We start from the raw sequence: 25271 nt of genomic DNA on the forward strand, positions 1-25271 counted from the left end.
AAAGAAAAGAACCACACATAATGGTTCTTACTTACGCTTTTCTATTTTAATTTCCATAACTGATCAACAACACCACAAGTTCGAACACTTTTAATGGCAGCATCGATTACATCCATATTTGTGCCAAGAAATAAGAATTGCCACCCATGCATCGATCCACTTCAATCGATAATAAAAACAATTTCTGCACAATTTTTTTATCACTTGGTTACAGTATAGTTTTTATCACAACCAAAATGATCGCCAAGAAAGCGACATTTATAAAGCAATCTAAGAACACTCGTGACTTTAGTTATAAGATGAATTAGATTGGTAGATGTTAGATAAATAATTAAAAAATAAATATAGTACTTTAATTATATACATATGTTATACCATGAATCCAAAACATTGGTTTGTGGTATTCGCAATCGCATCTACTTTTAATTTTGTGATATCTTAACGTATGATTTTAAATGGCATAATCTCTTAAACAAGAAAAGAGCTTGATAAAGCTCTTAGTTTCTCAATAAAATCTTCTTGTTTTAAAGGCTTTGAATAATAGAAGCCTTGAATCATATCACAATGCATTTCTTTTAAACAATCCTTTTGTTCTTTGCTTTCAACACCTTCGGCAACAACCTTCATATCCAGTCCATGACCTAAATCAATGGCTTGTTGCACTATTTTCTTTCCACGCATTTGATCTATATAATCAATCAAGCTCTTGTCTAATTTTACAGTGCTAAAGTTCAATTCATTTAAAGATGTCAGTGAAGAATAGCCTGAACCAAAATCATCCATGTGAAGTGTAAATCCTGCATTCACTAATTGATCTGTAATTTCAAGAATCTTCTCTGAATACAATGTCGCAGATTCCGTTAATTCAATTGGAACACATTCAAATGGAATTTGTTTCTGATTCACAATATCCACATAGCGATCCACAACATCGCTAAAATGAATACTGGCACGAGAAAGGTTAACCGAAATAGGAACCATAGGAAGTTTGTTTTCCATTCTTTCCTTTTGGAACTGACAAACGCTCTCAAATACATATTCATCCAAATGAACAACTAATCCATCACTTTCAAACAATGGAATAAAGGCTCCTGGTGAAATCAATGTACCATCTAATTTCTGCCAACGAACCAAAGCTTCTGCACCCACAATATTTTCTGTATTCACATCATACTTTGGCTGATAATATACCTTGAATTCTCTATTCGAAATCGCAGATTTAAAATCATTTTCCATCTGTCTTTGCGCTAATTGTTTTTGATTCAACTCATCTGTATAAAAGGCCACATTGGTCTTAAAATCTTTGGAGATACTCTTTTCTGCCATCAATGCACGGTCACAAATAATAGGGATAGAAAGATTTGTATCTACATCTTCATAAATACCCACTTTGATACGAATATTTGGTATGGGTGCTTCTTCGGCAATTTTATTTATGTTCCTGTTGATTCTTTCAACATCCATCTTAACTTTACTATGGAACAATCCTAACAACTGATCTCCTTCATAACGCGTCAACAAGCCATTCTTCACATAATATCTAAAGGCATTTGAAAGATAAACCAATACTTCATTTCCTTTCTTTGTGCCATATGTACCATTGATCAATTTAAAATCCGCAACATCTAGGATAACCACATTAAACTTTTCTTCCGTCATAAAATGTGTAAATGTTCTTGCGTGATGATAAAAGGCTTGTCTTGTATATAGACCTGTCAATTCATCTTTTTCAATAGCGGCCAAAGTCATGCTTGATTCTCTAAGCTTGATTACACTATCGATTCGACTCTTCACAATTCGCGCATTATAGGGCTTCGTGATAAAATCCACAGCACCTAGACCTAAACACTTTAATTCATCTTCTTGCGAGTTATTTCCAGTTGTCACAATAACGGGAACACTTGCCAACAAGGAATCAGATTTTTGGCGTGATAAGAATTCAAAGCCATCACAAACAGGCATCACCACATCCAATAAGATAAGTGATATATCTTTATAGTATTGAGATAAGATATTTAATCCTTCTTCTCCATTTACAGCTTCAAGTACATCATAATCATCTTCTAAAGTTACCCTTAAAATTTCCCGGTTGATTTCATTATCTTCGACAATCAATACTTTTCTTTTAAACCCATTACTAGGCAATGCATTATTAAACATATCAATATTGTTTCTACGAATATCCAAATCTTCATTCGCAAAACCAATAATGATTTGACTTAATCGACCATCTTCCATTACACGCCCAAAGTGTGAGTACATAAAATGAACTTCCGAATCATTTTTAGATTGGTAATGAATATTAAAATGTTCCGTTTTTTCTAACCTAGAAAATAAAGAGTTAAATGAAAGAGCCATTCGTAACATGTCACGATTCTTTTCGTAAACACGATCATCAATATATTGATTCATCGCATCGTTATAACTCGTATATGACGAAAAACCAGGCAACTTCAATGTTTCCTTAAAAGTATGAATTTGTTGATCTTCACAATCCACAATATAGATGTTTTTAAATTCATCGCCTAGTGTTTGGTAGATGCGATTGGAATCAAAATCTTTCATAAAAACCTCTTCTAAAACAATAACTTATTTATTACTATTATATAACCAAAACTTTCATTACGCAAACAACCTAGGAAAAGAAAAAAAGTGTCATAAGACACTTTATCATTATTTACGGTTTGCGTTTACCGATTTCATGATTTGACGAATCTGTGCTTCACTAGGTTTACGTCCCATTTGTAAGAACATTGCACGAATCATCTTTTCATTAATTGGTGGATTTTCTTTAATTTCTTTTTCAAACTTCTTACGAGTGAAGTAGAAAGTAACCAAGCCACCAATGATGGCTCCCACTATCGTATATAAAATTGATGCAACCATGTTTTAGTCAACCTCACTATCTACTCATCTATTCTACTATCTTTTTGGGGTTTTGACAATATGAATTGACCACTATATTCCGTTAAAATGATGGAAACAAAGATCAAAAGTCCCCCTAAAATCATAATTGGACTTTTCTCTTCATGCAACAATAAGAATCCAAATACATTCGCAAATAAGGATTCTGTACATAAAAGAACACTCGCACTCGATGCATCTGTATATTTTTGTGCCAAAGTCTGAAGTTGAAATGCCAAGAACGTTGCCACTATGATCATATAGGCACAACTCATATACGCATGTACAGTGATTGTTTGTGGTATCGTTTCTAAACTTAAGGCTAGTGGAATCGAAAGGATAGCCGCAACACTCATTTGTACAGCATTGATCGCAATTGAATTCGAATTTTCTGTCGCATACTCTAAAGATATGATGTGACACGCAAAGAAGAAGGCACATGCTAAAGATAAACTATCGCCAAAACTAAATGAGAAATACCCTTTAGATAAGCTTAGGCAGGCAATTCCTGCAAGACAAACAACACTTGCCGCAAGTTGATGATTGCTCGGTTTCTTTTTCCATAATAGCCATACAATATAGGGTACAAGAACGACGTTGACAGCTGTTAAAAAGGCATTTTGACCTGTATTCGTTAAGAATAAGCCGAAGGTTTGAAACGCAAAAGCTAAGTACATTAAAACACCTGAAATACTTCCACGAAACAAAGCTTCCCTAGAAATCTTTACACGACTGACTAAACATACAATAATACTAACGATGCTAGCGCCAATAAAACGAATCATTAAAACAGTAAAAGGATCAAATGTCTGCAAAGCTGCATCGGTCGCGATAAAACCGCCACCCCAAATGGCCGCAACTAAAAGGCATACTAAATTAGCTTGTTGTTTACTCATGCTTTTTCCTCATCAAATAAAGATGGTTGTTCAAAATCATCTTGTTTGACCCAAGAACCATCCGTAACATTTTCAAGTGGTGAGACCCACTCAAACTTGTCCACCTTGCCTAGTGGTGAAGAGAATGTAGCTTGGGCATTCATCAAACTGATTTCTTTTGCCTCAAAACGCATAATATCTTCTGTATAAATTTCAAATGGAGTATTTAAATCGACCATATGTACATTTAATATCACATTCGGATTGGACTTCACTAACTTACAAATACGATTTCCTTTCGCCGGACGATTTAATGGTGCAATCTCCGTTTGTTTCATACGCTTTAAAGAAAGGGTTGTCGTAGAAACTAAGACTTGTTCCTCACGATTTTGACTGACACAAATAGAAGCTACGCAATCATCCTTTGATAAATTCATCGCCTTCACCCCTTTGGATTTATTTGAAACCAACGGAATTTGTTCAACCGGATACATCAAGCCATAGCCTTGTTCACTTACTAGAATGACTTGATCATCTGGTTTATAAGATAAAGATACACTAATCATTTCGTCCATAGCCCCAATCTTCATACAAGCCATTGTTTTATTAGAACGTGAAACTTCAAATTCTTTTAATTCGGTACGCTTGATCATACCATGACGACTTGCACTTATGACATGAACTCCTGTTTTAAAGGAATCCAATACATAGGCTGCGATAATTTTTTCACTTGAATCCATCTTAATATAATTTGAGATATGACCACCCAAATCTTTCCATTTTGCCTCTTCAATCTGGTAAACCGGAATATATCCATATGTACCACGGTTTGTGAAGAAAACTAATGTCTGTAATGTATGACTCGCTCCGTAACAAACTAATGAATCTGTATCTTTTCGTTGTGTCATGGATTCACTAGAAGCATTATAGCTTCTCATAGATACACGCTTGATATAGCCATCACGCGTAATTGTGATCATACATTCTTCTTTGGAAATCATAGCCTTTTCATCAATTACGATTTCTTTCACTTCATGTACAATATCCGAAAGACGAGGTGTATTAAATTCTTCATTCACCTTTTCTAATTCTTCCACCATGACTTTATGAAGTTCATTTTTGTCGGAAATAATCTTCTCTAATTCGGCAATGTCGCATTGTAGTTGTTTAAATTCTGCCTTTAATTCTTTAACATCTGTATTTGTTAAACGATATAAGCGCATTACGACAATGGCTTCTGCTTGTTTTTCTGTAAAGTCAAAACGTTCAATCAAATTCTTTTTGGCATGGGCCTTATCTTTTGATTTACGAATGATACGAATGATCTCATCCATTACACTTACAGCTTTGATCAAACCTTCTAATATGTGTGCACGATCTTTTTTGGAAGCTAAATCATATTTACTTCTACGAATCACTACATCTTCTCTGTGGTTGATAAAGGCATCTAACATCATGGCTAATGACATTTGTACGGGTGCCTTGTTCACAATCGCAATGACGTTGTAATTGTATGATATTTGAAGATCTGTATTTTTATATAAATAGTTTAAGATCTGTTCATCATTACTATCTTTTTTAAGATCCACGACAATTCTTAATCCCGTACGATCACTTTCATCGCGCACATCTAAAATGCCATCGATTTTTTTGTTTAAACGAATCTCATCAATTTTCTTTACCAAGTTCGACTTGATTACTTCATAAGGAATCTCATGAATCACAATTTGTTTAATTGTACGTGTTGGTACAATTTCCACTTTCGAACGAATTAAAATACGTCCACGACCTGTTTGAAAGGCTTGTTTGATTCCGTCAAGTCCCATCACGATGCCGCCTGTAGGAAAGTCAGGGCCTTTCACAAACTGCATCAATTCTTCTAATGAACAATCGGGGTGTGAAATACGATAAATACTTGCTTGAACCACCTCATTTAAATTGTGAGGTGGAATATTTGTGGCATATCCAGCCGCAATACCTGTAATACCATTGACTAATAAGTTAGGAAAGCGTGCAGGAAGTACAGTGGGTTCCATCTTTTCATCGGAAAAGTTGGGTGCCCATTCCACTGTATCTTTATCAATGTCCTGCAACAAAAAATCACTAATTTTGGCTAAACGCGCTTCTGTATAACGCATCGCAGCCGCCGGATCATCATCAATAGATCCATTGTTTCCTTGCATGTCAATTAAAGGATTAGTAATCTTCCAATTTTGTGACATACGAACCATCGCATCATATACAGAGCTATCACCATGAGGGTGATAATTACCAATGACGTTACCGACAGTTTTTGCGGATTTATGATATGGCTTATTGTAAGTATTCCCATCTTCATACATCGCATATAAAATACGTCTTTGTACTGGCTTTAAGCCATCTCTTGCATCTGGTAAAGCACGCTCTTGAATAATATATTTAGAATATCTGGCGAAACGATCGGCCATGATATCTTCTAAAGAATTCTTTAAAACATTATGTTTTACTTCTTTTTCTTTCACGCATTTACCTCCTTATAATCATCTTCTAGAGTAAATACAACATTGTCTTCGATCCAGTTACGACGAAGCTCTGCCTTATCTCCCATTAATTCAGTCACTCTTTTTTCAGCCATCATCGCATTTTCAATGGTCACACAAAGTAAAGTTCTTGATTCAGGATTCATTGTGGTATCCCAAAGTTGAGTGGCATTCATTTCACCAAGACCTTTATATCGTGTAATGGTGTAACCATTTTTTAATTCGGCTTTTTTCTCATCTAATTCTTCATTTGTATATAAATAGTATTCTTTACCCGCCTTGGCAATCCGATATAGTGGTGGCAAGGCAATATACAACATTTCATGCGTAATTAAATCACGCATATAACGATAGAAGAATGTCAATAATAAGTTTTGAATGTGAGCTCCATCATCATCGGCATCGGTCATGATAATGACTTTATAGTAGTTTGAATCTTCAGCCGTAAAATTTGCACCTACACCAGCACCTAAGGCATGAATAATGGTATTTAACTCTTCATTCTTTTCGATAGCTTCAAGACTTGCCTTTTCTGTATTCAATACTTTACCACGCAAAGGAAGAATCGCTTGGTATTTTGAATCACGCCCCTGTTTTGCAGAACCACCCGCAGAATCCCCTTCGACTAGATATAATTCTTTTCTTCTGGCATCCTTACTTTGAGCCGATGCCAACTTTCCAGATAACACTCTTTCCGAACGGTTCTTTCCTTTTCCATTACGAATATCGGCACGTGCTTTTCTTGCGGCATTACGAGCTTGAGCTGCCTTGATGATCTTACGTACTAGAGCATTGGCAACCTCTTTATTTTCTTCCAAGAAGTAACGAAGGTTTTCCGATACCACCGTTTCTGTTGCTGGCTTAGCTTCTGGTGTACCTAACTTTTCTTTGGTCTGCCCTTCAAATTGTAGATAATCTTCTGGAATTGTCAGATTGATGACTAATGTCAAACCTTCTCTGACATCATTCCCATCAAATCCTTTATCTTTTTCTTTTAAGAAACCATTCTTACGAGCATATTCATTAAAGACTTTCGTAAAAGCTTGTTTCGCCCCTGTTTCATGAGATCCGCCATCACGCGTACGAACCATGTTTGTGAATGAGAAAATGTTCTCTTGATATTCATCTGTATATTGGAAACATCCTTCTACAATGATCTGGTTACTTTCACCTCTAAAACTAATTGGATCATGCATTGGCGTATGATCCTGATTCACTTCTTCAATAAAGGCTTTTAATCCATCTTCATATTGGTAAACGACTTCTCTTTCTTCTTTTCGCTTATCACGTACAATCATTTTTAACCCTTTTAATAAGAAAGCATCTTCTTGGGCTCTTTCACAAATGGTTGAATATGAAAAGTGAACCGATTTAAAAATAGACGGATCCGGTTTAAAAGAAACAATACTTCCGGTATGATTGGTTTTTCCTACTTTTTCAAGTTTTCCAATCTTACTTCCCCCGTCTTCAAAAGTCATACTCCATACATCTTTTCCATCATGTACCATAACTTTACACCATGTACAAAGAGCGTTCACAACACTTGCACCTACACCATGCAATCCTCCAGCACTTGTATAGCCTCCATGACTTGTAAATTTACCACCAGCATGCAGAATGGTAAAAATAACTTGAAGTGTACTCACCCCTGATTTATGTTTTCCAACAGGCATTCCACGCCCGTGGTCTTCTACTGTAACACTGCCATCTTTTTCGAGTGTAATTGTGATTTCATCGCCATAGCCATTTAAAGCTTCATCAATCGCATTATCGACAATTTCCCATACTAGATGATGCAGACCCTTTGAATCGGTAGATCCAATATACATTCCCGGACGCTTTCTTACGGCATCCAAACCTTCTAAAATAACGATACTACTTTCATCATATTGTTGTTTTGGCATACTATCCCTACTTTCCAACGTAATCTTTATTATATCAACAAATCAAAAAAAGTGCACATAAATTCCTGTTAAAACACTTTGAATATACACTATTCATGTCCAATTAAAATGGTGTTAAACTTTAGTTCACATTTAACAAGTTCAATAATCCCAACTTAATTTAAATCTGAACTCATTTAATCGTATACATTCTTCAAAACACTTGATTGTACCCAAATTCATTATAAAGGGTTTTAATGTCCACTTTTTAGTTCCAATGTCCACTTTTTGAGTTCCAATATACACTTTTAAATCTACATTTTAAATCCGCATTATTTATGTCAAATTATTAATTTTTCCATACAATTCTCGACTAAGTAGATCAAAACTGCTAAAATAAATTCCGAGGTGGAAGAGATGAAAACTATTTTATGTATTTTATTAGGTTACCTATTAGGATCTTTACCCTTCGCTTTGATCATTGGTAAAGTTTTCTATCATACAGACATTCGCCAATATGGATCAGGAAATCTAGGTGGAACGAACGCAGGAAGAGTTCTTGGAAAGAAAGCGGGAATTTCTGTCATTGTGTTTGATGTATTAAAAGTTGTTCTTGCGATTGCGATCGCAACCCAAGTATCGAAAGTGGCCGGTATCTGGACAGGACTTGCCTGCTGCATCGGACATTGTTATCCAGTCTTCGCAAAATTCCATGGTGGCAAAGCCGTTAGTACAATGTTTGGCTTCTTGTTTTCTACAAGCATCTTCTTATTTCAAGATGCAAGCTACTTACTTGTACCATTTGGCATGTTTCTAGTTGTCCTATATCTATTTAAATATGTATCTTTGGCAAGTATGTGTGCAGCCATCGCAAGCAGCTTATACATTACGGCATTGATGCTAGGATTCAACGTGGAAAGTATTTCAGTTATTGTCGCAAGCTGGCTAATGACAGTTCTTGTGATTTACAGACATCGTACAAACATAGAAAAAATCAAAAAAGGTACAGAAAATACAATTTCATGGTTATAGAAAGTTTTTAAGAAACTTTCTTTTTTTTATGTCTTTTTCACATTGGAATCGTATCATAGTATGTATGAACTATTTATACTACGAATACAAATCCAGTACTGTTTGCACTGTTAAAGAAGATGAAAAGCTATACTACAAGAGTTTAAGCACGCAAAATTATCTAAACGAAAAATGCTTATTAAATGGATCCACCCTTAAAGGAAGACAAGAAGCCTTTGTCTATCAAATGAAAGTAAAAAAATATATTCCTGTTGTTGTATCCATTTCAAGAAAGGAGATCTACTTTCCCAACAAATCGAAAAAAGCACATGACTGTATCTGGATCAATTATGCCAATATTAAAGACGTCACTTACTTTGAGTCCACTTGCACTATCACATTTCATGATGGCTCCAAACTCAATTGTGAGCATCCCAAACGAATCCAACAAACGCTAAAACAAATTTTTCGCTACCTAAATAAAAATACACCGGATTAACCGGTGTATTAGTGGCAACCTCCACCACATGATGAACAATCATGTGAGCAACTTGATTGTTGCATTTGTTCTTCATGACGAAGTGTATTTACGCCAAGACCCTCAATACATACTGTGGCATTATCGGCTAAATTCGATACTTCTACAATTGTACATGCTGGGAATGGTTCATCGACAAAGTTTTTGAATGTATTCAAGAATGCTTCTTTATCCTCGATATTCTTTAAATACACAGTGAACTTCACAACATGGTGAAGCTGTAAACCATAGTTTGATAAAACATCAATTACCTTATTGATAGCTGTAATTGTCTGTTCCTGAATGCTTTCGCCTAGTCCAGTCTGACCACTTAAATAAAAGAAGTCTCCCAATTGAACCATATTTGAAACACAAGATGTTCCCTCTTGTTTTCCTGCTGATTTTAAAAATATATTCATAGTACTAAATTCCTTTCTTCTCTTATTATATAGAATCTACGCCATCTTCTAAAGTGTTTTGCACTAAAATTTCTCTAGGCTTACTTCCTCTTGCAGGACCAATGATACCATTTGCCTCTAAAACATCCATCAATCTTGCCGCTCTAGAATAACCCACAGAGAACTTTCTTTGAATCAAAGACGTACTTGCCTTTCTAGATGCGATCACAAAACGCTTCACTTCCTCATACAAAGGATCGGCCGTAACATTTCCCGCTTCATTTCCTTGATTTTGTAAATCTTTTAATTGAATAAAGGCATCATCATATTTTGGTCTTGCCTGCGATTTCACAAATGCACAAATGTTATTGACTTCTTCATCCTTAATAAAGACACCCTGAATACGTCTAGGACTCGTTTCACCATTTGGTAAATACAACATATCTCCATTTCCTAGCAAACGCTCTGCTCCAGCTTGATCCAAAATTGTTCTTGAATCGACAGATTGTGATACCGCAAACGCAATACGACTTGGAATATTTGCCTTAATAACACCTGTAATGACATCCACACTCGGTCTTTGTGTGGCAACAATCAAATGAATACCGGCGGCACGAGCAAGTTGTGTAATTCTTTGAATACTTGCTTCAACTTCTTTAGCTGCCACCAACATCAAGTCGGCCAACTCATCAATAATAATCACAATACGAGGCAATACTTTTAAATGATCATCCTCATGATTTTTAACATACTCATTATATGCCGTAATATTACGAACACCTAATTCACCAAACAAGTCATAACGACGGTCCATCATTTCTACAATGACCTTTAATGCCTTATTGGCAAGATCACCATCCGTAATCACTGGAGATAATAAGTGTGGTACATCATTATATGGAGTAAACTCTACTTTTTTAGGATCAATCAAAACTAATTTTACTTCATCTGGCTTTGTTCGCATTAAAATCGAAGAAATAATCGCATTGACACAAACCGATTTACCACTACCCGTAGCTCCTGCAATCAATAAGTGTGGCATACGATTTAATTCACCATAGACATTATTTCCCATTAAGTCTTTTCCTAAACAGAAAAGCAACTTTTTATCTTTCATCGAATCCGGAATTGTACGCATCAAATCCTTCATCTGAACGCTTGTCTTTTCAACGTTTGGAATTTCAATTCCAACACTTGCCTTACCCGGGATCGGTGCTTCAATACGAATATCCTTAGCCGCAAGCCCCATCTTGATATCATTTTGTAAGTTACTGATTTTGTTCACACGAACACCAAGTTCTGGCTTAATTTCAAACTTTGTGACACTTGGACCAATATGAATCTGTACAAGCTTAGCCTCCACACCAAATTCATGTAAGATCTCAATCAGTTTTTCACCTTTTTCCTTCGCTGTAGTCACATTCGCATTGGATCTTGATTTTCTTTCCATATCCTCTAAAACATTTAATTTTGGAAGCTTATAGTTCTTAAAATCCGAATTTTCATCCGCAACATAATGTTTAGGTTCAACCCTTTCTACAACACCCTCATTGACAACAGGAACTTCTTTTTTGGTCTCTACAGGACTCGGTTCATCATCCACATCCACCATAAAGCTAGGTTTTCTAGGTTCTAAATCACCAATAATCAAAGGCTCATCCATTTCTTTTTCTTCATCTACAGAATCTGGTTGTACAGGTTTTACAGGATCGGCATTAATAATTTGAAAACTCGATTCATTTGTATCTTCATCTTCAAAAATAAAGTTTTTACGATCAATCGAAACAGGTGTTTCCTTGATTGGAGCACTCTTCATTACTTTTTTAGGTTTTCTTTCAAAACCTACAATTTTTTCATAACCAAACATTAAGATAGCTAGCACAAAAAATAATAGTACCATTACATAGGTTCCAGAATAATCGAATAATGACTGAAAAAGACATAGCAACAAAGCTCCTGCTAATCCAGAATATGTTTTCAAATGACCCGTAATAATATTACCGGCATTTTCCATAATATATTTTAAGCCATAGCTACCTGGGTGTGGTTTAAACTCTATAATCGAAGAAATCAAACTTAAGCCAAGTGCCAAAAATAAGATTCCAAACATATAACGCTTACGAATCACAGGCTGTTCCTTATGGAAAATAAGAACTGCACACAAGGTAGCATTCAAAATAAAAAATCCATTTGTTAAAGCTCCAAATAAGAATTCAAAGAAATGTTTTAAAAAAGCTCCTACAATGCCAAATTCTAAAACGACAATAAAACTAATACATATCATACAAATAAGGAAACACAAACGAAATAAGTTTGAGTGCAACCAAGACGTTTGTGTTTTCTTTTTCGTAGATTTTCTTCGTGTTGTTTTTTTTCTGGCTTTTGCCATACTTACCCCACTTTCTACTTATTTAAGTTTATTTCTAAAATAACCGGTAAAATCATCGGTCTTTTTGCGGTTTGTTTATAAAGATATTTAGAAACCTTATCACGAATCAAGTTACGCGTTTCTAAATTGTCATACGTTTTATTTTCAACCGCCTCGTTGATCGTATCTTCCATAATTTTAGCTACATCACCCGTGATGTATTCTGCATCACGCAAATAGATCAAGCCACGACTTTGTACATCTGGACCATTAATGATTTTCTTTGTCTTTGCGTTGATACCAATTGCTAAAATCATGACCCCATCCGTACTCAATGTTTCACGATCTTTTAATACGACACCTGCCATATCCCAGTTTTCTTTTCCATCGATCATTGTTTCATGAAGCTCTAATTCCATTGCGCAAGAAACTAATTTACGATTTTCAAAAGTGGCAACCTGTCCATTATCTAAAATGATGATGCGACTTGGATCATATCCCATTTCAACCGCAATCTGTGAATTCATGTGCAACAAACGATATTCCCCTTTGATTGGAATATAGTATTTTGGTTTTGTAAGGAAGATCATCATTTTCAAATCCTCTTTACTAGGGTGCATACTCAAAACATTCTTATCTAAGACGATGATTTCACCCTCTTTTTTGTACATGTCATTTTCCATGCTCTTGAATTCATTTTCAACACCAGGTACAACGGGACTTGCGACCACAATGACATCATCCTGATCAAACACAATCGATTCTAATTCATTGTTGGCAATGTTGTTGATCGTTTTGAATAAAGATTTACCTTGCCCTGAAATGATTACGACAACATCTTTCATTGAGTTATCAAAATCAGCTGGATCAATCACTAAAGAAGGATCCACCTCATACCCAATTTCTTTTAATCGTCCTACTAAATCACGTAATTCTTTTGAATAGAATACCATCTTACGACGACTTGCCATACAACAATCAATGATTTCCTGAATACGATATACACTTTGTGTATACACACTCACAAAGACACGCTTATTTTCATGTGTTTCTAAAACCTGTAAAAGTTTAGGGGAAATACGATGACTCGGAGAAGTGTGTCCACTTCTTTCTGCCCCTTTACTTTCCTGTAACAAAACCAATACACCTTCGTTACCAAGTTCTGAAATCGTTGTGAAATCGGCACGATATGCATCGTCTAAATCATCATAGTCTTCAATAAATTCACCAGAATATACAATATAGCCTTGATCTGTACCAATCGCTAAACCAAACGTTCCTGGATACGCATGCGTAATTGGGAAGAAAACAACTCTTCTTTTGCCAATACGCTTTTTATCATTACGCTTTACAGAATGTACACGCACACCTGTAATATGTTCCTGACGAATCATTTTCTGTACTTCTTTTACAGCTAATGGAGCGGTATAAACATCACAAGGGACTTGTTTTAATAAATATGGTAAAGCTCCCATTACGTCATCATGACCATGCGTAATAAAAATACCTGCAACACGATTTTTATTTTCAACTAAATACGTAAAATCCTGAATAATAAACTCGATACCTAATGACTCCTTGTTGTCAGGAAATTTGATACCCGCCTCTATTACATAGATGGATTCATCCACCTCCACACAGAATAAGTTTTTACCATCTTCATCTAAACCACCAAGGGCAAAAATACGGATTTTTTCTGTTAATGAAGGAATTTTTTCTTCTTTCATATTATCTCCTTTTAAATAGTATTATTTTTCTAAATTATATCACACCGCAACGCCATCTAAAGAGAAACTTTTCGCCTCTGTAATTTTAACTTCTACAAAATCTCCAGGCTGAATATTTTCACCTTTAAAGTTCACTAATTTTTGGGTGTCTGTATATCCAGAATATACCTTTTCATTCTTCTTACTTAAGCCATCCACTAATACGGTAACAGTACGACCAACATAAGCTTTATTCTTTTCTAAAGCCAGATCATTCCATGTTTTATTTAATTTCGCTAAACGCTTTCTCTTTGTCTCCATATCAATCGAGTCATGCATACGGCTAGCTGGTGTACCAGGTCTTGCTGAGAAAATAAATGTAAAGGCATTATCGTATTTACAATAACGAACCACATCTAGAGTGTGTTCAAACTGTTCATCGGTTTCATTTGGGAAACCAACAATGATATCTGTTGAAACAGAAACATTTGGAATTGTATTGACAATCTTATCATATAAAGCTAAGTATGATTCTTTTGTATAACGACGACCCATTAACTTAAGTACATCATCATCTCCTGATTGTAGTGGCAAATGAATAAATGGCATGATATTGTCATATTTTGCGATTATATCAATCATTTCTTCAGAGAAATCCCAAGGGTGACTTGTTGTAAAACGAACACGAGGAATGCCAATCTTAGCAACTTCTTCTAATAATGTCGCAAAATCCTGTTCATTATCCATATCTTTTCCATACGCATTCACGTTTTGTCCAAGCAATGTGATTTCTTTATAACCCTCATCCTTAAGTTGCTGAACCTCTTTTAAGATTTCAGACATCTTACGTGAACGCTGTTTACCACGAGTATAAGGAACAATACAATATGTACAGAATTTGTCACAACCATACATAATGTTGACCCAAGCCTTGAATGTTCCAAAACGGTGTACCGGTAGATTTTCGTAAACCTCTCCTTCTTTAGAGTAGATTTTTACAACTTTTTTACCCTCCACCATACAACTATAAAGCATGCTAGGAAGCTCTTGAATATTGTGTGTTCCAAACAATAAACGAACTTGAGGATATTTCGTTAATAAAGTTTCAACTAAACCTTCCTCTTGTGCCATACATCCACAAACACCAATCACAAGATCTTTGTTTTCGCGATATAAACGTTTGAAGTTACCAATCTCACCCAATACTTTTTCTTCCGCATTTTGACGAATTGCACAAGTATTGATAATTATGACATCACTGCCTTCAGCCGTTTCATTCGGTGCAAATCCTAGCTCATCTAAAATACCAGCCAATGTTTCACTATCACGCTCATTAGCCTGGCAGCCATATGTAGAAATAAAATATTTTTTTCCTCTTCCCATCATACGAGCAACTTCAGGAATATTAAATGTATCAATACGATCAATTGTATTTGTTGTACGCTTTTGTGCTTCTTTTAAATCGGGTAATACCCATCCTGGTTTTTGTTTCATGTGATCTCCTTTCGAAAAAAAATGCCAAGCACTAAGCTTGGCAAATGTGTTCAAATTTGAATTACTGGTTGATTGCTCCAACAGGGCAAGTTCCTACGCATGAACCGCAGTCGATGCAAGTTCCTTCGTCACAAACTGATTTTCCTTCATCGTCTAATGAAAGAGCTCCTACAGGGCATCCTCCTACACAAGCACCACATCCGATGCAAGCATCTTTATCGATATTTACTGCCATTGTTATTTCCTCCTTGTTTAATAATTTATACTCAAATTATAGCGATAACCAAGTAGTGAATCAAGACAGTTTAGTAAGTGCAGGCTTACCGTAATTCTTTTACCAAACTAAAAAATTGAAGTCGGGACTAAAGCCCGACATTTTTATTTTGCGTATTCCTGGGCACGTGTCTCACGAATAACATTAACCTTGATTTGACCTGGATATGTCAATTCAGATTCAATCTTATCACGAATATCACGAGCTAATTTTACACAAGTCATGTCATCCACGTGTTCTGGATTTACAAGTACACGAATTTCACGACCTGCCTGAATCGCAAACGCATTTGAAACACCCTCAAATCCATTCGCAATTTTCTCTAAGTTTTCAAGACGGTTGATATAAGCCTGAGCACTTTCTTTACGTGCACCAGGTCTTGCAGCACTAATTGTATCTGCTGCGATAACCAAATGACTCGTCAAGAACTTAGGTTCTACATCCCCATGGTGTGAGTGGATCGCATTTAATACAATTTCTTTTTCACCATGTTTCTTACAGAACTTGTATCCCAATTCAACATGAGATCCATCTTGCTGCTCAATATTCAATGCCTTACCAATATCGTGCAACAATCCAGCACGTTTGGCAATTTGCTGATTCAATCCAAGTTCAGCTGCCATGCATCCAGCGATATAGGCAACTTCCATAGAGTGCTGCAAAGCATTTTGTCCATAAGAATAACGATATTTTAATGTACCAATCAATTTTACAATTTCACGATCAATACGACCAATACCCAGTTTAAAGATAGCTTCCTCACCAGCCTTCATGATCTCTTGATCAATTTCATTCTGGTATTTCTTAACAACATCTTCAATTCGTCCCGGCTGAATTCTTCCATCACGAATCAAGTGTTCCAAAGCTAAACGAGCCACTTCACGACGTACTGGATTAAAACATGTAATCGTAATCAAATCTGGAGTATCATCGATGTTTAATTCAACACCTGTTGCCTGTTCAAAACAACGAATATTACGTCCTTCACGACCAATGATACGTCCCTTCATTTCTTCACCAGGTAAAGAAACAACACTGACTGTCTTTTCTTGAGTTTCCTGCTGAGACATACGCTCAATAGCTAAGGCAATGATATTCTGCGCTTTTTCATTGGCAGTCGCCTTTGCCTCATCCTCTTTATCTTTGATGTACGCAATTGTTTCATGTTCCATTTTCTTTTCCACAATCGCAAATAATTCATCTTTTGCTGCCTGGCTTGACATTTTGGCAACACTTTCTAAAACGACAACCTGTTTGTCGATTTCTTCTTGTAATTTTTTTTCTTTTTCGTCTAATGATGTCAGTTTGTCAGCAACACTTTTCATCTTTTCATTAATCTGACGCTCTTTTTGATTTAACGCTTCATCACGAAAATTCAAGTTATCTTCTCTACGCAATAACTTGTTCTCTAATTCCATTGATTCTTGTTTACGTTCTTTAATTTCTTTTTCAGCTTCTACGCGCAAATCATGAGCCTGTGTCTTTCCGTCTAACACGGCTTGTTTTACACGAGATTCCGCTTCATTTTGAGCTTCTTTTAAAATCTGTTCTGCTTTTTGCTGATTCTTATTTAAACCTGCTTTGGAAAGTCCGACCATACAGCCAGATCCAATCGCAAGACCTGCGACACCAGACAAAACGATCCATAGTACATCCATACTATTTCCTCCTTTTCGTCCTTTGTTCTAGGTAAAACCAAAAATATTATACACGAAAACAGGTATAAAGTCTATCAACTCAACATCCAAAATAAAAGATGTTTGCCTAGACAAACATCTTATAATAAAGCACGAATCGCAAAGAAGATCAAAACAAATGCACCTAATACGATACGATACCATCCAAATACTTTGAAATCGTGTTTTTTTATGTATGACATTAAGAAGCGAATCACAAAAATAGATACGAAAAATGCCACAACCATACCAATCACTAGAATAAAGAATTCTAGAACACTAAACGCAAGCCCAAATTTCACCAACTTCAATAGACTCGCTCCAAACATAACTGGAATCGCTAAGAAAAAAGTAAATTCTGCAGCTACTGCACGACTTACACCAATCATCAATCCACCAACAATCGTAGCTCCTGATCTTGAAGTTCCAGGAAGTACAGCTGCCACAACTTGAAACAAACCAATAATCAATGCATCTTTATAAGATAAAGCAGATAAACTATTTACACTAGGACGCATATCTTTATTTCGATTTTCAATATAAATAAACGCAACACCCACTAAAATCAACATAATCGCTACGACAAAGCCATTATATAAGTGTGCATCGATCCAATCATCCAATGCCAAGCCAATAATTGCCGCAGGAATTGTAGCTACTAAAATCTTAGACCATAAGATCCAGATAGATTTCACAGAAGTATATTTTCCTTCTTTATTTTTTCTAAATGGGAAAATTTTATTCCAGTATAAAACAACAACCGCAAGAATGGCCCCTAACTGGATTACGACAAGAAACATACTCCAGAATGATTTTGATACATTCATAGGCATGATTTCTTCTAATAAAATCATATGTCCTGTTGAACTAATTGGAAGCCATTCGGTAATCCCCTCAACAATACCATACAATATCGATTTTAAAATCTCGATCATACTATCCTCCATACTACAGAAAAAGCCAGGAAATCCTGGCTACATTTTTACTTTTCAACGATTTGTTTGCCGTTGTATTCGCCACAAGAGCACATCTTGTGAGCAAGTTTATATTCACCACAATTTGGACAACGAGTCAACGCTGGTTTCACCAATTTGTAATGTGTTCTACGTTTTGCTTTACGTGTTTTTGAATTTCTTCTCTGTTGAACTGCCATGCTTGCACCTCCTAGTCATCATCCAGTTTGAAATCATTTAATTTTTCCCATCGTGGATCAATTTTTGGCTCTTCTTTATCTTGATCCGATAAAAGCTGCCAACCATCTCCCTTTGGATATTGATCTCGAGGTAAACGAGTGATACTCATTGGAGCCTCATATAATATCGCCTGGAAAATCTCTGGGTTAATATCGATTGTCTCTTTTTTCACCACGATAATTTCCTGATCTTCTGCATCCTGTACCGGAACAAAAGAATACGTTTGTTGCGACTCCGCCTCAAATGGAAAATCAATATCTTCGTTTGTGATGGAATCTAGAACAATCATTGTTCCATCCATTCTCAAATCACTCGATACGAAATTCATTCCGTCAAACTCTAATGTACCCGTAACATGTACATCTGGAATAGTCTTGACAGAAGTATGATGAAGCAGATCGTTTTCTTCAACCGCAATCCACTCATCAATTTCAATAATATGGTTTTTTGCATTTAAGAAGTCTTTTCTATTAAATTTCACGATCTTCACCTCATGTCGCATTTGATATTATAATAAAAGTAATTGATAAAGTCAATATTTCCACAAGAAAAAGATTTTGATATCATAATGAATATGAAAACATGTGGAATTATTACAGAATATAATCCTTTTCATCAAGGACATATCTATCATATCAAAAAAACGAAAGAATTAACACAATGTGATTGTTTAATTGCAATCGTTTCCAATCATTTTACACAACGAGGCCTTTTTAGCCTATTAACTATGGAAGATAAAACTAAGCTAGCCCTCGAAGCCGGATGCAATCTAGTCATTGAGCTTCCTCCTTGTTATGCAGCACAAAGTGCGGATTACTTTGCCAAATACGCTGTTGAATCTTTAAGTCAGTTACATATTGATCAAATCTGTTTTGGCTCTGAAACAAACAACATCAGCACACTAAAAGAATATTCGAAACAAATGGAATCGACTCAAGTGGTTCCATCTTTAAGCATGAATCAAAATCTATACACCAAAAATATTCGTCCTAATGATATCTTAGGCATTCAATATATCAAACAATGCGAGAAATACGGTATTACCCCTTGTACAATTGCTCGTAATGATTCTTTTAAAAGTGCTACGCAAACACGCAAAGAATACTTTGACGGTATTTCGCAATTCAATGATGCCTACTTTAATAAAAACCAAACATGGGATACTTATTATCCATATCTAAGAAAATTTTTACTTTTATCCGATACAAATACTTTATCCACATACTTTTTAGTCAACGAAGGCATTGAATATCGTTTAAAAGAAAATGCCAAAAAATATCAAAAGTGGCAAGATTTTCTTATGGCTTCCATTTCTAAAACTTATACAAAAGCACGTATTCAAAGAACTTGTATGTTCATTTTACTTCAAATCACAAAAGCACAGATGCAAGAAAACAACCATTTCAATCACGTTATTGTAGCAGGCTTTGATTCTGTAGGACAAGAATTCTTAAAAGGTAAACATGTCATCACAAAATTTAAAGAATTGCCTAAATTTCTGCAAGACATTGAGCTCAAATGTCAATATCTATCTTTTGACACATTTAAAGCTAGAAAGGTGATGTATTATGATCGTTAGTATATGCATTTTAATCTTTATTGTATGTATATACATCTATTTTTTTCCATGTATCCCAAAGCGAAAGAAACACTATGCGTACGCACTATTACTTGGATGTCCTGCTCATGATGATGGAACCATGTCTTCAAGTCAAATCAAAAGATGCAATCTTGCGATTGACATGTATAAAAAGGGGCTTTATGATACGTTAATTATCTCTGGGTCAAATGTAAAGAATGAGTATGTAGAAGCTGAAGTTATGAATACTTACATAAGGAAAAGAGTGGAAATCCCAACCATTCTTGAAACACACGCAAGAAATACCTTTGAAAACTTCAAGTTATCTAAAGAATATATTCAAGAGCAAGATGTGCTCATTCTAACATCCCAAACGCACGCCAAAAGAGCTTGTGCAATTGCCAAGCAATTCTTTTCAGATTATGGTTGTGCGTGGTTTAAAGATTTAAAGATGAAGCACATTCTTCGCGAAATTATTTCTCGTATCATCTACATTAAAATTGAAATTCAAAAGAAAATAGGAAGGTATTAGCCTTCCTATTGAATTGTACGAACGACTTCATTGACACTTCGTACTTTTTTTAAGTTCGCAATTAAATTTTGTAGATGCGCTGCATTCTTTACTGCAACCGTTAGTTTTGTGGTTGCCTCTAAGTTTCCTTCATCCACAGCCGAATCTACATGTTTTAAATAGACATTGCACTGCTGCAAAGTCGTCACAATATCACTCAATAAGTAGTTACGATCATCACTATGAACCACCAAATTGACTTCATATTGTTTTTCATCTAAGCCCTCTTCCCATTGAACAGGAATCAGACGTTTCTTTTCATTCAAGATATTTGGACAATCCGCCCTATGGACCTTCACACCTTGGCCTTTAGAAATATATCCAATAATTGGATCACCCGGAATAGGTCGACAACAATTTGCCAAAGATACCGCAATTGTATCAACGCCTGGAACAATAACACCACAATTTGAATGTTTCACTTGGTGAGATGGCTGCTTGTTGTAGATCTTCATAATTTCCTGATCTTCCAACATATTCGAACGATTCTTCACCAAACGATCCACAATGGACTGCAATGATACACGCTTCTTCGCAATACCTACATATAGATCATCCACACTCTTAAATGACAAAGATGTTAAAATCGACTCTAAACGTTTGGTTTCCATTAATTTTGAATCCAGCTTCAAACGCCTAAACTCATCTTCAAGCATCGATTGACCTAGCTTAATACTGTCCTTGCGTGACTGCTGCTCTTGTTTTTGTAAGAAAGTACGAATCTTATTTCGTGCATGCCCACTCTTAACAATTTTGATCCAGTCTGCACTTGGACCTACAGAGTTGTTGTTGGTTAAAATATCAACAACATCTCCCGTTTTTAGTGGCGTATTCAAAGGTACAATAGCCCCATTGACTTTAGCACCAACCGTTTTATTACCAACCTCCGTATGGATTCTGTACGCAAAATCGATTGGACAAGAACCTGTAGGTAACGCAATAACTTTACCTCTAGGGGTTAAACAATATACATTGGCTTCAAAAATATCTTTTTGAAGTACATTCATATATTCAAGTGGATCTTCACTCTCTTCATCGGTCATCATAGAGAAATCTCTAAACCAAGAAAGTTTATCCTCAATCTCTTTTTGTTCATACTCAGGCGCATAATTACGATTTTCTTTATACTTCCAGTGCGCCGCAACACCTCGTTCGGCAATCGCATCCATTTCTTCAGTACGAATCTGGATTTCAAAAATATTACCATGTTCTGGCTCTACAATCGTCGTATGCAAAGACTGATACATGTTGGCTTTTGGCATCGCAATATAATCTTTAAAACGACCAGGAATCGGTCTATATTTGGCATGGATATAACCTAATATTTCATAACAATGCACCACTGAATCTGTAATAATACGAATTGCTAATAAGTCTAAAATTTCTTCAAAACGCTTGTTTTTTGTAACCATCTTTTTATAGATGCTGTAGAAATGTTTAGAACGGCCAAAAATACGATATTGAATATTATACTCTTGTAAAATCGATTCAATATCCGAAATCATTTCTTGAACTTGACCATTACGATCACTTTCACGTTGTTTTACCAAACCTTTAATTTCTTCGTACTTCTTATAATCCAGATATTTAAAAGACAAATCTTCCAACTCATTTTTGATTTCACTGATACCTAAACGGTGTGCAATCGGTGCATATACACTCAAAGTTTCACGTGCAATCTTCTTTTGTTTTTCCGGACGCATATACTGCAACGTACGCATGTTATGTAGACGGTCCGCTAATTTGATCAAGATGACACGAATATCTTTGGCCATCGCAATAAACAATTTACGATGATTACTTGCCAAATATTCTTCTTCATCTTTAAACTTGATGGCACCAATTTTCGTAACTGCATCCACCAAAGTTGCGATTTCTTCACCAAACAATTCTATAATCGTATCTGTAGTTACGCCTTCACAATCTTCGACTGTATCATGTAAAAGACCAGCCGCAATCGTTTTAGGGCCACAATGCATTAACGCTAATGTATTCGCCACCTGAATTACGTGAATGACATAAGGCTCTCCACTTTTACGAAACTGCCCCTTATGGTGTTCATAGGCAAAATCATATGCCTTTTGTATCAACTCAATATTTTCTGGGCGTTTTATATATGTCTGTACATTCTCCATGCACTCTTCAAAAGTAACTTGCTTTTTCTGACTCATAATCACTGCGCCCCCTTTCCTAAATTAAATTCTTTATTCTCCCTCAAAATGTGTTAAAGAACACACTGGGATATCTTTAAATTTTTCTCTTCCTTTTAAATCATCCAATTCAATCACAAAAGCTACACCGACAACGCTTGCCTGCATACGCTCAACCATTTTAATAATGGCTTCTACAGTACCTCCTGTAGCCAATAAATCATCGATAATCACAACTTTTTGCCCAGGTAAAATGGCATCCGCATGGACACAAAGCTCATCTTGACCATATTCTAGATCGTACGTTTCATTCACTGTTTCTCTAGGAAGTTTTCCTGGCTTTCTAACGGGTACAAAACCAACATTATTCTCTAAAGCTACTGGAACACCAAATAAGAAACCACGTGCTTCTGGGCCAATCACAACATCGGCACCAATACTTTTCACAAAGTCATTGAATTGATCTACACAATAACGCATCGCATTCGCGTTTTGTAGAATAGGTGTTACATCTCTAAAAACGATTCCTTCCTTAGGAAATCCTGGAATACTCTCAATATAATCTTTTAAATCCATACTAAACCTCTTTCTAATTGATTCCATTTTACTACGCATATACAATCTCATCAATCACAAAATTTACCTGTTTACGACCCTGATACTGATTGATTTGAACAGTTCCAATAAATGAATAAATCGCATTTACACTTTTTTTATACTCCGCTTCACTCTGGTTAAAACGCATACACTGCAAGCCAGATTCTAAAGTATACTTGCGATGTTTATGATTTTGAAAATCATATAAACTTTTAATTTTTGGCTGAACGATTTCAAAACTAGGAAACACAAAACCAGGGCCAAACGGTCTAAGTATATCTAAAGATTGAATGGTTTCCAAGCTTAATTCTTCATCATCTATGACTAATGTATTTTTCTTTTTTACACTATACGTATATTCCTTGATACGTGTATGAATAAATTTTTCAAACAAATCAAATTCATTTAGATTCAAAGAAAAACCAGCTGCATTTTCATGTCCGCCAAACGTCACAAAATGTGGATATTCACCTAAAAAATCCATACAGTTAAAGCCCTCTGGACTTCGCATACTTGCCTTATACCCCTGCTCATTTTTTGCCAAGACAATACAAGGCTTATTAAAGCTAGCACAAATCGATCCTGCAACTAAACCAATGATTCCCTCATGAAAGCTTGCATCTTCAATCATAAAGATATCTTCATTGCCTTTGCACTTCATCAAAGCTGTTTTTTGCATCTGATCCGATAATTGTTTACGAATCGTATTGATCTGTGTAATCTGCTGACCCAATGTAAAAATACTCTCATCGTCCTGTGCTAAAAAATAACGAACGACATTGTTCGCATTCGCAAGATTACTTAATCTTCCAATCGCATTTAATTTTGGGACCACCTGAAAACCAATACTCGTTTCATTTAACTCACGATCGGTAGCTAATGAAAATATATGTTTTTCATGCGTTTGATTCATCAAACGTAAAGCATTTTGAATTAAAGCACGCGTCTGCCCTTTCACAATCATCATATCTGAAATACTCGCAAGGCCTGCTAGCTGTAAAAGATAGTCATTGTCAACGCCTAATACACGCATACATTCATAGGCAACGCCAGCTCCACATAATGTTTCAAAACAAGATTCCATCAATGTTGGATGCACTACAATATCGCAATTCACCTCTTCATCCATTGTATGATGGTCCGTTACGATTACATCCATACCCAATTCTTTAGCCAATGCTAAAGCTTGCGTACTCTTAATTCCATTATCTACTGTGATAATCAAGGAATAACCTTTTTTGTGTGCGAGTGTAACTGTCGCCTCACTTAATCCATACCCCTCTTTGATACGGTCTGGAATATAGAAACCACACTCAAGACCTAGTTGTCTTAATCCTGAAACCATAATGGTTGTTGCGCTGATACCATCACAATCATAGTCACCGGCAACGATTACTTTTTCACAATTCGAAACAGCTTGTGCTATACGCTTTTTAAACCTTTCCATACATGCAGATTCAGAAATTGAATTTAAAGGCTGACTCGTTGTCCAATATTCCCATTTTGATGTATCGGGCTCTAAAAATTCTAATACTTTTTTTGTTAATTCTGTCATT

Annotated in this window: 21 protein-coding genes; 4 read left to right on the forward strand and 17 right to left on the reverse strand. The window is 35.7% G+C overall.

Annotation, left to right across the window (positions count from 1 at the left end; all coding sequences use genetic code 11):
* Positions 1-468 precede the first annotated feature (468 nt).
* From NE544_RS01215 to parE, 5 genes are all read right to left on the reverse strand, one after another.
* Positions 469-2565: an EAL domain-containing response regulator gene (locus tag NE544_RS01215; RefSeq protein ID WP_256268056.1), complete on the reverse strand. Its 2097-nt coding sequence runs from the start codon at positions 2563-2565 to the stop codon at positions 469-471.
* Positions 2566-2673: 108 nt separating this feature from the next.
* Positions 2674-2886: a YneF family protein gene (locus NE544_RS01220; protein WP_117926088.1), complete on the reverse strand. Its 213-nt coding sequence runs from the start codon at positions 2884-2886 to the stop codon at positions 2674-2676.
* A 20-nt stretch (positions 2887-2906) separates the two neighbouring features.
* The gene (locus tag NE544_RS01225) at positions 2907-3800 is read right to left on the reverse strand and encodes a DMT family transporter (protein WP_256268057.1); all 894 of its coding nucleotides are present in this window, start codon (positions 3798-3800) and stop codon (positions 2907-2909) included.
* Positions 3797-6280, reverse strand: coding sequence for a DNA topoisomerase IV subunit A (gene parC / locus NE544_RS01230; protein WP_256268058.1), 2484 nt, complete (start codon positions 6278-6280; stop codon positions 3797-3799). The genes NE544_RS01225 and parC overlap by 4 nt, the downstream gene beginning before the upstream one ends.
* Complete coding sequence (gene parE / locus NE544_RS01235) at positions 6277-8202, reverse strand: DNA topoisomerase IV subunit B (RefSeq protein ID WP_118114559.1); 1926 nt, start codon at positions 8200-8202, stop codon at positions 6277-6279. Before parE ends, parC begins: the two co-directional genes overlap by 4 nt.
* Positions 8203-8598: 396 nt before the next feature.
* Here parE and plsY point away from each other — a divergent pair, with 396 nt between their 5' ends.
* Together plsY and NE544_RS01245 are read left to right on the forward strand one after the other, a co-directional pair.
* Positions 8599-9213, forward strand: coding sequence for a glycerol-3-phosphate 1-O-acyltransferase PlsY (gene plsY / locus NE544_RS01240; RefSeq protein WP_227992222.1), 615 nt, complete (start codon positions 8599-8601; stop codon positions 9211-9213).
* Positions 9214-9277: 64 nt separating this feature from the next.
* Positions 9278-9691 carry a competence protein ComK gene (locus NE544_RS01245; protein WP_158570473.1) on the forward strand — a complete coding sequence of 138 codons (414 nt, stop codon included), beginning with the start codon at positions 9278-9280 and terminating at the stop codon, positions 9689-9691.
* 8 nt (positions 9692-9699) lie between these two features.
* On the opposite strand, the gene NE544_RS01250 is transcribed toward NE544_RS01245, so the two are convergent.
* From NE544_RS01250 to NE544_RS12255, 9 genes are all read right to left on the reverse strand, one after another.
* Positions 9700-10128 (reverse strand): RidA family protein, encoded by a 429-nt coding sequence (locus NE544_RS01250; protein ID WP_118114556.1) that lies wholly within the window; start codon positions 10126-10128, stop codon positions 9700-9702.
* A 25-nt stretch (positions 10129-10153) separates the two neighbouring features.
* Positions 10154-12496, reverse strand: a complete 2343-nt coding sequence (locus NE544_RS01255; protein ID WP_118114555.1) for a DNA translocase FtsK — start codon at positions 12494-12496, stop codon at positions 10154-10156.
* A 14-nt stretch (positions 12497-12510) separates the two neighbouring features.
* Positions 12511-14202 carry a ribonuclease J gene (locus NE544_RS01260; RefSeq protein ID WP_256268059.1) on the reverse strand — a complete coding sequence of 564 codons (1692 nt, stop codon included), beginning with the start codon at positions 14200-14202 and terminating at the stop codon, positions 12511-12513.
* A 39-nt stretch (positions 14203-14241) separates the two neighbouring features.
* Positions 14242-15675 (reverse strand): tRNA (N6-isopentenyl adenosine(37)-C2)-methylthiotransferase MiaB, encoded by a 1434-nt coding sequence (gene miaB, locus NE544_RS01265; RefSeq protein ID WP_256268060.1) that lies wholly within the window; start codon positions 15673-15675, stop codon positions 14242-14244.
* Between the two features lie 61 nt (positions 15676-15736).
* Positions 15737-15910 carry a 4Fe-4S binding protein gene (locus NE544_RS01270; protein WP_040466055.1) on the reverse strand — a complete coding sequence of 58 codons (174 nt, stop codon included), beginning with the start codon at positions 15908-15910 and terminating at the stop codon, positions 15737-15739.
* 143 nt (positions 15911-16053) lie between these two features.
* Complete coding sequence (gene rny / locus NE544_RS01275) at positions 16054-17607, reverse strand: ribonuclease Y (RefSeq protein ID WP_118114552.1); 1554 nt, start codon at positions 17605-17607, stop codon at positions 16054-16056.
* 119 nt (positions 17608-17726) lie between these two features.
* Positions 17727-18560, reverse strand: coding sequence for an undecaprenyl-diphosphate phosphatase (locus tag NE544_RS01280; protein ID WP_256268061.1), 834 nt, complete (start codon positions 18558-18560; stop codon positions 17727-17729).
* 47 nt (positions 18561-18607) lie between these two features.
* Positions 18608-18778: a 50S ribosomal protein L32 gene (gene rpmF, locus NE544_RS01285; protein WP_003864180.1), complete on the reverse strand. Its 171-nt coding sequence runs from the start codon at positions 18776-18778 to the stop codon at positions 18608-18610.
* Between the two features lie 11 nt (positions 18779-18789).
* Positions 18790-19299, reverse strand: coding sequence for a YceD family protein (locus tag NE544_RS12255; RefSeq protein WP_256268062.1), 510 nt, complete (start codon positions 19297-19299; stop codon positions 18790-18792).
* An 87-nt stretch (positions 19300-19386) separates the two neighbouring features.
* On the opposite strand from NE544_RS12255, the gene NE544_RS01295 reads away from it, so the two are divergent.
* Entirely contained in the window at positions 19387-20397 is a 1011-nt protein-coding gene (locus tag NE544_RS01295; protein WP_118114550.1) for a nucleotidyltransferase family protein, read from the forward strand.
* The gene (locus NE544_RS01300) at positions 20387-20929 is read left to right on the forward strand and encodes a YdcF family protein (RefSeq protein ID WP_256268063.1); all 543 of its coding nucleotides are present in this window, start codon (positions 20387-20389) and stop codon (positions 20927-20929) included. The genes NE544_RS01295 and NE544_RS01300 overlap by 11 nt, the downstream gene beginning before the upstream one ends.
* Before the next feature lie 5 nt (positions 20930-20934).
* Here NE544_RS01300 and NE544_RS01305 read toward each other — a convergent pair whose 3' ends face one another.
* The 3 genes from NE544_RS01305 to NE544_RS01315 are packed head-to-tail and all read right to left on the reverse strand — an operon-like array spanning position 20935 to position 25270.
* The gene (locus NE544_RS01305) at positions 20935-23139 is read right to left on the reverse strand and encodes a bifunctional (p)ppGpp synthetase/guanosine-3',5'-bis(diphosphate) 3'-pyrophosphohydrolase (RefSeq protein WP_256268064.1); all 2205 of its coding nucleotides are present in this window, start codon (positions 23137-23139) and stop codon (positions 20935-20937) included.
* A 33-nt stretch (positions 23140-23172) separates the two neighbouring features.
* A complete protein-coding gene (locus NE544_RS01310; RefSeq protein WP_147568182.1) occupies positions 23173-23694 on the reverse strand; it encodes an adenine phosphoribosyltransferase in 522 nt (173 codons plus the stop codon).
* A 31-nt stretch (positions 23695-23725) separates the two neighbouring features.
* Positions 23726-25270, reverse strand: a complete 1545-nt coding sequence (locus NE544_RS01315) for a DHH family phosphoesterase (RefSeq protein ID WP_256268065.1) — start codon at positions 25268-25270, stop codon at positions 23726-23728.
* Position 25271: the final 1 nt, after the last annotated feature.

It is taken from the genome of Holdemanella sp. MSK.7.32 (assembly GCF_024460475.1).
In the GTDB taxonomy this organism is placed as follows: domain Bacteria; phylum Bacillota_I; class Bacilli_A; order Erysipelotrichales; family Erysipelotrichaceae; genus Holdemanella.